Origin of the sequence: Pseudonocardia aurantiaca, assembly GCF_039526725.1 — a bacterium.
GTDB lineage: Bacteria > Actinomycetota > Actinomycetes > Mycobacteriales > Pseudonocardiaceae > Pseudonocardia > Pseudonocardia aurantiaca.
The window spans coordinates 111,028-123,203 of record NZ_BAAAJG010000012.1 but is presented as its reverse complement, the minus strand read 5'-3'; the positions used below and the strand labels follow the sequence as shown (position 1 = coordinate 123,203).

Genomic DNA, 12,176 nt, shown 5'->3' with positions numbered 1-12,176 from the left:
AAGAACTGACCGACCGGACGTGGCCGCAGCCGTGGTCGACTGTGCGAAGCGCGCAATACCGTCGGATCCATGGGAGTCTTGGGCACGTTCGGTCAGCGGGCGCGAGCCGCGGCAGGCTGGTTCACTCACCCATTGCTGCCGGACGACCTGCTCAGCACGCTGAACCCGTTGTGGTCCACCCGCGAACCGCACGCCCGAGTGGTCGGGCTGCGCCGCGAGACGGCCGACACCACCACGCTCATGCTGCGCACCGGCCGGTCGTGGCCCGTCCACCGGCCGGGGCAGTTCGTCGGGGTCGGCGTGCGGATCGACGGCGTGTGGCACTGGCGCACCTACTCGGCCACCTCACGTCCCGAGGAGCCGCTGCTCGCCATCACCGTCACCGCGTTGCCCCGCGGCGCAGTGTCGGGTGTGCTGGCGCACGGCACCCCCGTCGGCGCGCTCTTGCGGATCGGCCCGCCGGCGGGCGAGTTCGTCCTGCCGCAGCCGGTCCCGGAGAAGCTGCTGTTCGTCACGGCCGGCAGCGGGATCACGCCGGTCATGGCGATGCTTCGTGACCTCGCGGCCAACCGCCCCGAAGCGCTCGCGGGCGCCGTGCTGGTGCATTGCGACCGCACCCCGACCGACGTCGTGTTCGGCCCGCAGCTGCGGGCGCTCGCCGACTCGTCGGGGCTGCGTCTCGTGGAGCGGCACACCGCGGTCTCGGGCCGCCTCACCCCGGAGGAGCTCACCGACGCGGTGCCCGACTGGCCCGCGCGCGAGGCCTGGGCCTGCGGCCCGGCCGGGCTGCTGGACGACCTCGCGGCGCACTGGGCGCGCCACGGCGCCCCGGAGTCCCTGCACGTCGAGCGCTTCACCCCGCCGGCCACGGTGGCCGACGGCGCCCCTGGCGGGCGCGTCACGTTCACGACCAGCGGGATCACCACCGACACCGCCCCGGGCACGCCACTGCTGGCTGCCGGCGAGGCAGCCGGCGCGCTGCTGCCCAATGGCTGCCGCATGGGCATCTGTCACACCTGCGTCGGCCGGCTGCGCACCGGCGCGGTGCGCGACCTGCGTACCGGTGACCTGCACGACATTCCCGGCGAACCCGTCCGCACCTGTGTCTCCGGTGCCGCGGGCGACGTCGAGATCGAGCTTTAGGAGATCCTCATGGCCATTCCGACCTTCACGCCCTCCACGAAGCCCAGCGCTGCCGCCCATCTCTCGGACGAGCAGATCGAGGAACTCGGAGCCGAGCTCGACGCGATCCGCGCCGAGATCGTCGACAGCCTCGGCGAGGCCGACGCCCGCTACATCCACCGCGTCATCGCCGTACAGCGCGGCCTCGAGGTCGCGGGCCGCGGTGTTCTGATCTTCTCGCTGTTCCCGCCCGCGTGGATCGCGGGCACGGCGGCGCTGTCGGCCGCCAAGATCCTCGACAACATGGAGATCGGCCACAACGTCCTGCACGGCCAGTGGGACTGGATGCGCGACCCGAGGATCCACTCCACGACGTGGGAGTGGGACCACGCCACCCCGGCCAAGTCGTGGAAGAAGTCGCACAACTACGAGCACCACACGTTCACGAACGTGCGCGGCAAGGACCGTGACCTCGGCTACTCGGTCATGCGGATCACGCCGGAGCAGGAGTGGAAGCCCGCCGACCTGATCCAGCCGCTCACCAACATCGGCCTCTCCCTGATCTTCGAGTGGGGCATCGCCCTCTACGACCTCGAGGTGGACCGGGTCAAGGAGGGCAGCAAGTCGAAGGAGCAGCTCAAGGAGGATCTGAAGGGGCTGTGGCGCAAGGCGCGCCGCCACCTTGCCAAGGACTACGTGCTGTTCCCCGCGCTGTCGGGCCCCGGCTTCCTGCACACCGCCGCCGCGAACCTCACCGCGAACGTCGTCCGCAACGTCTGGTCGCACGCCGTGATCTTCTGCGGCCACTTCCCCGACGGCACCGAGACGTTCGAGGAGGAGCGGCTCGAGGGCGAGACGAAGGGCCAGTGGTACGTCCGGCAGATGCTGGGCTCGGCCAACCTCTCCGGCGGCCGTCTGTTCCACATCATGACCGGCAACCTCAGCCACCAGATCGAGCACCACCTGTTCCCGGACATCCCGAGCAACCGCTACGCCGAGATCGCCCCGCGCGTGCGCGAGATCTGCGAGCGCTACGGGCTGCCGTACACGACGGGCCCGCTGCCCAAGCAGTACGCCAAGGTGGTGCGCAAGATCGTGCGGCTGGCGTTCCCCGGCGGCGGCGAGAAGCCCGCCGACGTGCGGCAGCTCCCGGCGCGCCGCCAGGCGAACGGCACCCCGATCCGGCTGGCCGGCTGACCCGTCAGGCCGGGCGGTCGGGTTCCGGGCGGGCCAGCGGCGGCGTGCGCAGCGCGACGGCCAGCTCCAGCCTCGCTGTGGGGTCGTCCAGCGCGCCCCCGAACGCCTCCCGCAGCCCGGCGAGCCGGTACCTGACCGTCTGCGGGTGCACGTGTAGCGCCGCGGCCGTGGCGGAGACGTCGCCGTGCGCATCGAGCCAGGCCCGCAGCGTCTCCTCGCCGCGGGCAGCGGCCCCGGCGGGGAGCGCGCGCAGCGGAGCCAGGGAGCGTTCGCACATGGCGGCGGCGAGGTCGGGCTCGGCCGCGAGCAGGAGCGCGAGCAGGTGCTCGTCGGCGCGGACCAGGGCGGCGTCGCACCCGGGCCCGAGCAGCGCGGCCATGTGCAGCGGCCAGGCCGCCTGGGCCAGCGCCGCCGACCGGTGCGCCTGTGCGGCCTCCACGACCGGGCCGAGCACCGCTCGCCGCCCGCCCAGCCCGGCCCGGACGCGGTCGGCCCACGGCGCGCGTGCGGTGTCGTCGCCGCGCCCGGTGCTCGCGGCGGCCGCCGACCTGGCACTGACGCTCACGGGCACGATCACCAGCCCGAGCGGGTCGAGGTCGGCGCCGATGGCACCGGGCAGCCGCGCGGCCACCGCCACAGGGTCCTCGACGACGAGCACGGAGAGCCTGGCCGGCATGGTCCAGCCGGCCGCGGCGGCGGCCCGTTCCACCTCGGCCGGGGCCGGCGGCGGCTGCCGGGCGAGCATCTCGACCAGCGCGTGCCTGCGGGCCTGCAGGGAGCCGGCCTGGCTCGTCTCCTCGTCCGCCCACCCGGCCACGGACGCCGCGCTCAGCTCCTCGATGTAGCCGAAGAGGGCCTCGGCCAGGCTGAAGATGACTTCCGGTGGCAGCTGCCGGGCCGTGGTGCTGCTCCCGAGGTGGCGCCACAGGGTGCGGGTGCCCACCTGGTACGCCGACTGCAGCGCGGCGAGCGTGCGGCCCTCGCGGTGCTCCAGCTGCCCGAGCGCGCGGTAGACGGTGGAGTCGCCGAGTGCCTCGTCGCGGCCGAGCAGGTCGAAGAACTGCCCGAGCGCGACCGTGACCCCCTCGGTGATCCGCGACCCGAAGCGCCCGGTCAGCGGGCGGTCGTAGTCGGGCACCTCCGCGCGGACGGCGGCGATGATGTCGTCGGTCGTGCCGTCGAGTTCCGGCCGCAACGCGGCTCCCACCCAGCTCGGCACGCGCGACCACGGCCGGTCCATGGGACCGACACTAACTGCTCGCGGTCCCAGCATCTCCTGGACCGAGCACCGTCGTGACGATCCCCGCCAGGTGTGTGAGCCGCGCCAGCTCCGACAACCGGAACGCGGGCCCGCCGGGTCGCCCGACGACGAGCACCCGCTGCTTGAGCCCGAACGGCGCGGCCGCGAGCTCGGTGTCGAGCGCGCTCCACGGCTCCGGCACCCAGTGCACCTCGGGGTCCACGACGATGGCCCGCGTCAGTGGCAGCCACGGGAGGTTCCCCGCGCTCGTCTCGGGGGCGGCGGTGCTCTGGGCGAGCCGGTAGGACCGGTCGCCCTCCCGCTCGACGACGAGCGCCCACCCGGCCCGGAAGATCCGCGGGATGCCGTCGGCGAGCAGTTGCAGGCCGTGATCGGGGTCGGTGGTGATCTCCTCGATCAGCTCCAGCTCGCGGTGGGTGTCCAGCTTTCCGGAGTGCGGCCGCACCGACTCGACCTCGACACCCGGCACGGACTCGGCGGCCGTGATCAGCACGTCCGGCGGGCGCCCCGGCGGTAGCTCGACGGCGAGGTCGTCGATGGCGTTGCCGTGGCTGCGCTCGACCACGTCGACGCCGAGGATGTCGGCACCCGCGTTTCCCAGGGCCGTTGCTACGGCTCCGAGACTGCCCGGCTTGTCCGGGAGAACGACCCGGAGCAGGAACGACACGCCACACGTCCTCTCGCCGACACCCCCCACCGCGGGCGGCACGCGCGGCAGCACCAGGAGCGCCCTGAACAACTCGGCCCTACTGCACGGGGCGGAGTTGTTCAGGACCCTCCCAGACGCGAGATTGTGTCAGGGGAGTGGCCCCCCAGCGCAACAGAAGAGCGTGACGGACCGATCAACGTCCCTTGCAGATAACCGCAAGGACTGCGGAAAGTCGCGAGGACTAGACTCGTGGTCGAGGTCAGCGCCGGTGCCGCCACGGCTACCGCGCGCCAGCACCCGCCACCGGCACCGCGCCTGCCGCACCCGTCACCACCAGCGCCGACGGGTGCACCGGATCCAAGCACGAGAACGTATTCGCCCTGGAGGGACATGTCCGCCGACACCGCGGCATCGAGTGCGAGCCGGGGGATCACCCGGGACGAGGTCGCGCACCTCGCCCGGCTGGCCAGGCTCGCCGTCACCGACGCGGAGCTCGATGTCTTCGCAGGCCAGCTCGACGTGATTCTCGGCGCTGTCGCGCGGGTGGGCGAGGTCGCTGCCGACGACATCCCGCCGACGTCGCACGCCGTGCCGCTGCAGAACGTGTTCCGCCCCGACGAGCTGCGCCCGTGCCTCGACCAGGAGCGGGTCCTCGCCGGCGCTCCGGCGGCCGAGGACGGCCGCTTCCGCGTGCCGCAGATCCTGGGGGAGGAGGCCTGATGGGCGCCCCCGACACGGAGCTCACCCGCCTGACCGCGGCCGAGCTGGCGGAGAAGATCCACTCCCGCGAGGTGTCCGCCGTCGAGGTCACCCGCGCCCACCTCGACCGCATCTCCGAGGTCGACGCGGACGTCCACGCGTTCCTGCACGTCGCCGGGGAGGCCGCGATCGAGGCGGCCACGATGGTCGACGAGGGGCTGGCCGCCGGTGTCGCCCCGGCGTCGCCGCTTGCCGGGGTGCCGCTGGCGCTCAAGGACGTGTTCACGACGAGCGACATGCCCACGACGGCCGGGTCGCGGATGCTCGAGGGCTGGCGCCCGCCCTACGACGCCACGCTCACCGCGCGGCTGCGCGCCGCCGGCATCCCCATCCTGGGCAAGACCAACATGGACGAGTTCGCGATGGGCTCGTCCACGGAGCACTCGGCGTACGGGGTCACGCACAACCCGTGGGACACCACACGCGTGCCCGGCGGTTCGGGCGGCGGCTCGGCGGCCGCGCTGGCGGCGTTCGAGGCGCCGCTCGCGATCGGCACCGACACCGGCGGCTCGATCCGCCAGCCCGCCGCGTTCACCGGCACAGTCGGCGCGAAGCCGACGTACGGGGGCGTGTCCCGCTACGGGCTCATCGCCTGCGCGTCGTCGCTCGACCAGGGCGGCCCGTGCGCCCGCACGGTGCTCGACACCGCGCTGCTGCACGAGGTCATCGCCGGGCACGACCCGCTCGACTCCACCTCGATCGACCAGCCCGTCCCGGCCGTCGTCGAGGCGGCCCGACGCGGGGCCACCGGAGACCTCCGCGGGCTGCGCATCGGCGTGGTGCGGGAGCTGGGCGGCGAGGGCTACCAGCCGGGCGTACGGGCGTCGTACGACCAGGCGCTGCGGCAGCTGGAGAAGCTCGGCGCCGAGCTGGTGGAGGTGTCCTGCCCGCACTTCGAGTACGGGCTGGCCGCCTACTACCTGATCCTGCCGAGCGAAGTCTCGTCCAACCTCGCCCGCTTCGACGCCATGCGCTACGGCCTTCGTGTGGACAAGGGCGCGTCGGCGGAGGAGGTCATGGCGGCCACCCGCGAGGCCGGGTTCGGCCCCGAGGCCAAGCGCCGGATCATCCTCGGCACCTACGCGCTCTCGTCGGGCTACTACGACGCCTACTACGGGCAGGCGCAGAAGGTGCGCACGCTCATCGCGCGCGACTTCGTCACCGCGTTCGAGCAGGCCGACGTGCTGGTCTCGCCCACAACGCCCACCACGGCGTTCCCGATCGGCGACAAGATCGACGACCCGCTGGCGATGTACCTCAACGACCTCGCCACGATCCCCACCAACCTCGCGGGCACCGCGGCGATGTCCGTGCCGTCGGGGTTGGCCGAGGGCCTGCCGGTGGGGCTGCAGGTGATGGCCCCCGCGCTCGGTGAGGCCGTCATGTACCGGGTGGCCGCCGCCTACGAGGCCGCGCGCAACGCCGCGGCAGGCGCCCCCCTGATCAACAGCGTTCCGGAGGTGAGAACGTGAGTGCGCCGACGCTGGTCGACTTCGACGAGGTCGTCGAGCGCTTCGACCCCATGCTGGGGATCGAGGTGCACGTCGAGCTGAACACGCAGAGCAAGATGTTCTGCGGCTGCCCCACCACGTTCGGGGCGGAGCCCAACACGCAGGTCTGTCCGACCTGCCTCGGTCTGCCGGGCGCGCTGCCGGTGGTCAACCGCACGGCCGTCGAGTCGGCGATCCGGATCGGGCTGGCGCTGAACTGCGACATCGCGCCCTGGGGCCGGTTCGCGCGGAAGAACTACTTCTACCCGGACATGCCGAAGAACTTCCAGACCTCCCAGTACGACGAGCCGATCGCCGTCAACGGGTACCTGGACGTCCCGCTTGACGACGGCTCCACGTTCCGCGTGGAGATCGAGCGGGCGCACATGGAGGAGGACACCGGCAAGTCGCTCCACGTCGGCGGCGCGACCGGGCGCATCCACGGTGCCGAGTACTCGCTGCTCGACTACAACCGCGCCGGTGTGCCGTTGATCGAGATCGTCACCAAGATGATCCCGGGCACGGCGGAGCGGGCGCCGGAGGTGGCGCGCGCGTACGTCACGGCGCTGCGCGACCTGGTGAAGTCCCTCGGCGTCTCCGACGTCCGGATGGACCAGGGCTCGATGCGGGCCGACGTGAACCTCTCGCTGTCGCCGCGCGGCTCCGGGGTGCTCGGCACCCGGTCGGAGACCAAGAACGTCAACTCGCTGCGCTCGGTCGAGCGGGCCGTGCGGTTCGAGATGGCGCGGCAGGCTGGTGTGCTGCTCGCGGGCGAGCGCGTCGTCCAGGAGACGCGGCACTTCGAGGAGGCCACGGGCACCACACGGCCCGGCCGCCGCAAGGAGACCGCGGAGGACTACCGGTACTTCCCGGAGCCCGATCTGGTGCCGATCGCCCCGCCCGCCGAGTGGGTCGAGGAGCTGCGCGGCACGCTTCCCGAGCTCCCGTGGGAGCGGCGCGGGCGGCTCCAGAGCGACTGGTCGCTGTCGGACGAGGAGCTGCGCGACCTGGTCAACGCCGGTGCGCTCGACCTCATCGAGGCCACGGTCGTGGCGGGTGCGCCCGCGGGCGAGGCCCGCTCGTGGTGGGTGGCGTACCTGGCCCAGCAGGCCAACGCCCGCGGCGTGGAGCTCGCGGGGCTGCCGATCACACCCGAGCAGGTGGCCCGGGTGATCGCGCTCGTGGCCTCCGGCGAGCTGAACAACAAGCTCGCGCGGCAGGTCGTCGACGGGGTGCTGGCCGGCGAGGGTGAGCCGGACGACGTCGTGAAGGCTCGCGGTCTCGCAGTGGTGTCCGACGAGGGCGCGCTCGTCGAGGCGGTCGACGCGGCGCTCGCGGCGCAGCCGGACGTCGTGGAGAAGATCCGCGGCGGCAAGGTGCAGGCGGCGGGGGCGATCGTCGGGGCGGTCATGAAGGCCACCGGCGGCAAGGCCGACGCGAAGCGCGTGCGTGAGCTGATCATCGAACGCTGCAGCTGACTGCTGTATCTGGCTTGATTGCTGCAAAGCCACTTTCACGCCACCGGTTGGCACGAGAGTGGCTTTGCAGCGTTGCGGGCGGGGCTGTGCGTGTCCTTGCCCCTGAACTCCTGCTGAGGCTCCTAGGCGCGGCTCTGGCCGCCACCGGCAGGCGGCTGAATGCGGATCACGCGGTCGTCGCTGGGCACCGGCTGCCCACCCGCCTTGTTGACCGTGCCGAGCCACAGCAGGCCGTCGGGGGCGGGTGCGGCGGCCGAGAGCCGACCGTACGTGCCGGTCAGCAGGGTCTCCGGGGTGCCGGTGAACACGCCGCGCTCGTTGGGGCGCAGCACGAACAGGGACGCCGCGCCCGTCTGCGCGACGGCGATGAGCCCCGGCTGCGCCATGCAGCCCGCCACGCCCGGCCGGTCCGGCCACGTCCACGCCGGTGGGGGCAGCGGTCCTGGGACGACGAGGTGCAGCACGTCCTGGGTGCCGGCGCGGTCGGTGACCCACGTGGCCGTCGTGACCGGGTCGATGCAGATGCCGCCCGGCGAGTGCAGGCCGGTGCTGAGCACGGGGGAGCCGGGTACCGGGTTGCCGCTCGAGGGGCGGCCGAGGGTGTTGATGCGCAGGAGCTTGCCTGCGAGTCCGGGGGGCTGCGGGTTCCCGGCGTCGCCCGTGGCCACCAATAGCGAACCGTCGACGTCGACGGCGAGCGCGCCCGCGTTGTTCGTCGTGCCCCTCGGGATGCCGGCGAGCACCGGCTTTGGTCCCTCACGTGGGGCGATCCGGACGACGCGGTTGTCCTGGGGGGTCGTGACGTAGGCGTAGAGGAGCTGGTCCTCGATGTAGGACGGCGAGAGTACGAGGCCGGTCAGCCCGCCGCCGCCGGTCGCGTCCACCGGCACGGTCGTGACCAGCTCCGGCTCGACCCCGCGGCGCACGCGCAGGATGCGGCCGGTGGTGCGCTCGGCGACCAGCGCGGTGACGCTGTCCGGTAGCACCGCGATGGCGCCGACCGGCCCCAGGCATGTCGCGACGACCTGTGGATCCGGGTCCGTGCACCCCGTCGGCGGCGGGGGTGCCTGCCCGGACTGCCCGGCCTGACCGCCGGGCGGCGCGGCGGGTGGGGGCGTCGGCGGATCGGGCACGACCGGCGGCCCGCCCAGCTCGCCCATGCCCTGCAGCTGCTCCCGCCACTGGCGCGGGCCCTCGTCCGGGAACGTGGCGCAGCCGGCGAGCAGCAGCCCGAGCAACGCCGCGGCGGCCGCGCGCCGCACCCGTCCTCCCACACCCGCCAGGTTAGGCGGCCCCGGGTGAGCGGCCGGTGAGTAGCGTCCCGGCACATGGGCGACATCGTGGTTTTGGTCCCGGACGAGGAGGGCGCCGCGGCTCTGGCGGACGTCGAGGGCATCGAGGTCGTGCGGTACGACCCGGAGCGTGACCTGCCCGACGCGGCCACGCGGGCGCAGGTGCTCATCCCCCCGTTTCTCGCCGGGCCCGCGGCGATGCCGGTGGTGCAGCGGCTCCCCGAGCTGAGGCTGGTGCAGTTGCTCACCGCGGGCGCGGAGGCGTGGGTCGGGCGGCTCCCCGACGGCGTCGCGCTGTCGGACTGCCGGGGCGCGCACGGCGGCGCCACCGCCGAGTGGATCGTCGGGGCTCTGGTGGCCGTCTACCGGCACTTCCCGCAGTTCGTCCGGGCTCAGGACGCGCGGCGCTGGGACTACCACCGCACGGAGGAGCTCGCCGGCAAGCGCGTGCTGATCGTCGGGGCCGGGGACGTCGCCGAGCAGACCGTGCGCCGGCTGGCGCCGTTCGACGTGCAGACCACGCTCGTCGGGCGCCGGGCGCGGCCGGGTGTACACGGCATCGACGAGGTGCACGACCTCCTGCCCGACCACGACGCCTGCGTGGTGATCGTCCCCCTGACCGACGAGACGCGCGGCCTGGTCGACGCGGCCTTCCTCGCGGCGATGCCGGACGGGTCGCTGCTGGTCAACGCGGCGCGCGGGCCCGTAGCCGACACCGGCGCCATCACCGCCGAGCTGACGAGCGGGCGGTTGCGCGCAGCGCTGGACGTCACCGATCCCGAACCGCTGCCGGCCGACCACCCGCTCTGGGCCGCCCCCGGCCTGTTCCTCTGCCCGCACATCGGCGGGAGCGTCCCGGGCGGGCTGCGCCGCGCGTACCAGGTGGGGGCCGAGCAGATCGCGGCCTACGCCCGCGGCGAGCGCCCGCCGAACCTGGTGGAGGGGGGCTACTGATCGTCGACCGGCCGCGCGGAAGGGGGCGGACATCGCCGGGCACCGCTACCCTCCGGCCCATGAGCGACCAGCCGACGTCGATCCTTCCCGGCTCCGGCAGCGGCGGATTCGGCTCGACCGAGCCGACCCCGACGCGCCCCAACCTCCGGCCGCTCGCGTGGAACGGCGCCACCGACTTCGGACTGCTGCTCCTGCGCTTCGCGATCGGCGGCACGTTCTTCGCCCACGGCATGCAGAAGGTGTTCGGGCTGTGGGGCGGCCCCGGCGTGGGCGGGTTCGCGGCTTCCCTGCAGACCTACGGCTACCAGCAGGCCACCACGCTGTCCTGGGCGGGCGGGATCGCGGAGCTCGTGGCGGGGGCGTTCGTCGTGCTCGGTGTCGTCACGCCGTTCGCGGCGGCCGGGCTGCTCGCGATCAAGATCAACGCCGTGCTGGTCAAGCTGAGCAGCGGCTACTTCCTCACGTCGGCGGCCGGAGTGAACGCCGTCGAGTTCGACGTGGTGCTCGGGCTGGGCGCAGCGGCGCTCGTCCTGACCGGCCCGGGCCGGATCGCCCTCGACAACGGCAGGGCATGGCACCGGCGCCCGGCGTCGTGGGGCGTGCTCGCGATGGTCTTCGGCATCGCGGTCGGCGTGCTGGTGTACGTGCTGCTGCGGACGCGCTGAGCCTGGCGCGCCAACCGGACGTCCGCTTCCGCGAACATGCGTTCGAGCCATGTTGGCGTTCCGACAAGGCTAGGGTGTTTCTTGACCGCCTCGTCCAGAACCTAGTCCTCGGCCAGCAGGAAGCGTAGGTGCACGTTGTGGTCGCGGTCGACGACGTACAGGAACGGCCCGGACGGCATCTTGGCCAGGCCTTCGACGCTCCGTTCGCCCGGGAAGGAGTGAATCTTGCGGCATTCGACGCCGCCGCCCCCGCGGTGCTCGGGCAGCCGCATCGCCCAGTGCTCGCAGTGCGCCTGACCGGCAGCAGGGTGGTCGGCGACGAGAGCGCTGTCCTTGCCGAGCGCGTCGAGGCTGCCGACGATTGCGTGGACCCGGTCGTCGGGGCTGCGGTGCAGCGCGCGTATCCCTACCGGGTCGTCCGGGCTGCCCTCGCACTCGAGGGTCCAGACCGCACCGAGTGCCGGCGGCGCGCCGGGGTCAGCGAAAAAGGCCTCGATGTCGATGAGTTCGACGAGGATCGGCTCGCCCCCCGCCGTGACCGGGTAGCGCAGGCCGAGTAGCAGCGTGCCGTCGGCCAGGAAGCAGATGCCCTCGATGTTGATCGGCTGGTCGTCCATGCGGACCCGGCCGGCCCACGCCTTCTGCTTCTTCTCGGCCCGCTCGATGGTGCGGAGGATGAGCCGTTCGCGCGCCCGCGGCCCGAGTTCGCGCAGGGCCAGTCCGGACTCGCGGAGCCGGTCGTTGATGGCGCGGTGCAGGGTGAAACGGTTGCGGGCGATCTCGACCGGCGACTGCTTGCCTGCGAACGCTGCCGGCAGGTCGGCCTTCGCAAGGCGCGCGACCCAGGCCCGCCGCGCCTCCAGTGGGCCGTCCTTGGAGCCGAAGTGTGAGCCGAAGACGTACAGGTGGTCGCCGTAGAAGTCGCATGCCTCGGCGTCCTCGGTGCGCCCGGCGTGGACGGTGGCTGAGAGCCGCAGCCGCTGTGCTTCCCAACCCTCGACGGGATCGTCGCCACGATGGCCGAGGATCGCGATCGACTCCTCGATCACGCCCTCGTCGAGCACGGTCACGAAGGTCTGGTCGTAGAGAGCCACCAGCCCGCCCGGCACGACCGCGAGATCGGAGGCCTCATTGGGATACAGATCTAGATCGATCGCATCGGCGGTCTCGGTCACGGCCGTCTCCCCATCACCGCATCAATGGACGGCGCCCGGATCGGGGCCGGTCGACATCTCGATCAATAAAGCCTGACCTCGCGCGCCTTCGAAATTGTGACGAAGGATCTGGGTGAGAACTCCCAGCCCGGCCA

The 12,176-nt window shown here is 72.8% G+C and carries 11 protein-coding genes; 7 read left to right on the top strand and 4 right to left on the bottom strand.

Translation table 11 applies throughout. The annotated features are described in order from the left end of the window. Positions 1-69: 69 nt before the first annotated feature. On the top strand, positions 70-1,143 hold the full coding sequence (locus tag ABD143_RS20390) for a ferredoxin reductase (protein WP_343980611.1): 1,074 nt from the start codon (positions 70-72) through the stop codon (positions 1,141-1,143). 9 nt (positions 1,144-1,152) lie between these two features. Continuing rightward, complete coding sequence (locus tag ABD143_RS20385; protein ID WP_343980607.1) at positions 1,153-2,319, top strand: fatty acid desaturase family protein; 1,167 nt, start codon at positions 1,153-1,155, stop codon at positions 2,317-2,319. Positions 2,320-2,323: 4 nt separating this feature from the next. Here the strand turns inward: ABD143_RS20385 and ABD143_RS20380 are convergent, their stop codons facing one another. Continuing rightward, on the bottom strand, positions 2,324-3,559 hold the full coding sequence (locus tag ABD143_RS20380; protein WP_343980604.1) for a PucR-like N-terminal domain-containing protein: 1,236 nt from the start codon (positions 3,557-3,559) through the stop codon (positions 2,324-2,326). A gap of 10 nt (positions 3,560-3,569) precedes the next feature. Beyond that, positions 3,570-4,247, bottom strand: a complete 678-nt coding sequence (locus tag ABD143_RS20375) for an ACT domain-containing protein (protein WP_343980601.1) — start codon at positions 4,245-4,247, stop codon at positions 3,570-3,572. A 372-nt stretch (positions 4,248-4,619) separates the two neighbouring features. Here ABD143_RS20375 and gatC point away from each other — a divergent pair, with 372 nt between their 5' ends. The 3 genes from gatC to gatB are packed head-to-tail and all read left to right on the top strand — an operon-like array spanning position 4,620 to position 7,956. Beyond that, positions 4,620-4,949 (top strand): Asp-tRNA(Asn)/Glu-tRNA(Gln) amidotransferase subunit GatC, encoded by a 330-nt coding sequence (gene gatC, locus ABD143_RS20370; protein ID WP_343980598.1) that lies wholly within the window; start codon positions 4,620-4,622, stop codon positions 4,947-4,949. Then, complete coding sequence (gatA, locus tag ABD143_RS20365; RefSeq protein ID WP_343980595.1) at positions 4,949-6,460, top strand: Asp-tRNA(Asn)/Glu-tRNA(Gln) amidotransferase subunit GatA; 1,512 nt, start codon at positions 4,949-4,951, stop codon at positions 6,458-6,460. Before gatC ends, gatA begins: the two co-directional genes overlap by 1 nt. Further along, positions 6,457-7,956, top strand: a complete 1,500-nt coding sequence (gatB, locus tag ABD143_RS20360) for an Asp-tRNA(Asn)/Glu-tRNA(Gln) amidotransferase subunit GatB (protein ID WP_343980592.1) — start codon at positions 6,457-6,459, stop codon at positions 7,954-7,956. Before gatA ends, gatB begins: the two co-directional genes overlap by 4 nt. Positions 7,957-8,078: 122 nt before the next feature. On the opposite strand, the gene ABD143_RS20355 is transcribed toward gatB, so the two are convergent. Beyond that, on the bottom strand, positions 8,079-9,230 hold the full coding sequence (locus ABD143_RS20355) for a PQQ-dependent sugar dehydrogenase (RefSeq protein ID WP_343980589.1): 1,152 nt from the start codon (positions 9,228-9,230) through the stop codon (positions 8,079-8,081). Positions 9,231-9,284: 54 nt separating this feature from the next. Here ABD143_RS20355 and ABD143_RS20350 point away from each other — a divergent pair, with 54 nt between their 5' ends. Further along, a complete protein-coding gene (locus ABD143_RS20350) occupies positions 9,285-10,202 on the top strand; it encodes a 2-hydroxyacid dehydrogenase (RefSeq protein ID WP_343980586.1) in 918 nt (305 codons plus the stop codon). Between the two features lie 59 nt (positions 10,203-10,261). After that, a complete protein-coding gene (locus ABD143_RS20345; RefSeq protein ID WP_343980583.1) occupies positions 10,262-10,867 on the top strand; it encodes a DoxX family protein in 606 nt (201 codons plus the stop codon). A 101-nt stretch (positions 10,868-10,968) separates the two neighbouring features. On the opposite strand, the gene ABD143_RS20340 is transcribed toward ABD143_RS20345, so the two are convergent. Continuing rightward, the gene (locus tag ABD143_RS20340) at positions 10,969-12,042 is read right to left on the bottom strand and encodes a hypothetical protein (protein WP_343980580.1); all 1,074 of its coding nucleotides are present in this window, start codon (positions 12,040-12,042) and stop codon (positions 10,969-10,971) included. Between the last annotated feature and the right edge of the window lie 134 nt (positions 12,043-12,176).

Excerpts from the sequence above, each read along its gene's own strand:
- ABD143_RS20345 (WP_343980583.1), top strand. The coding sequence starts at position 10,262 with ATGAGCGACCAGCCGACGTCGATCCTTCCCGGCTCCGGCAGCGGCGGA.
- gatC (WP_343980598.1), top strand. The coding sequence starts at position 4,620 with ATGTCCGCCGACACCGCGGCATCGAGTGCGAGCCGGGGGATCACCCGG.
- gatA (WP_343980595.1), top strand. The coding sequence starts at position 4,949 with ATGGGCGCCCCCGACACGGAGCTCACCCGCCTGACCGCGGCCGAGCTG.
- ABD143_RS20390 (WP_343980611.1), top strand. The coding sequence starts at position 70 with ATGGGAGTCTTGGGCACGTTCGGTCAGCGGGCGCGAGCCGCGGCAGGC.
- ABD143_RS20350 (WP_343980586.1), top strand. The coding sequence starts at position 9,285 with ATGGGCGACATCGTGGTTTTGGTCCCGGACGAGGAGGGCGCCGCGGCT.
- ABD143_RS20380 (WP_343980604.1), bottom strand. The coding sequence starts at position 3,559 with ATGGACCGGCCGTGGTCGCGCGTGCCGAGCTGGGTGGGAGCCGCGTTG.
- ABD143_RS20385 (WP_343980607.1), top strand. The coding sequence starts at position 1,153 with ATGGCCATTCCGACCTTCACGCCCTCCACGAAGCCCAGCGCTGCCGCC.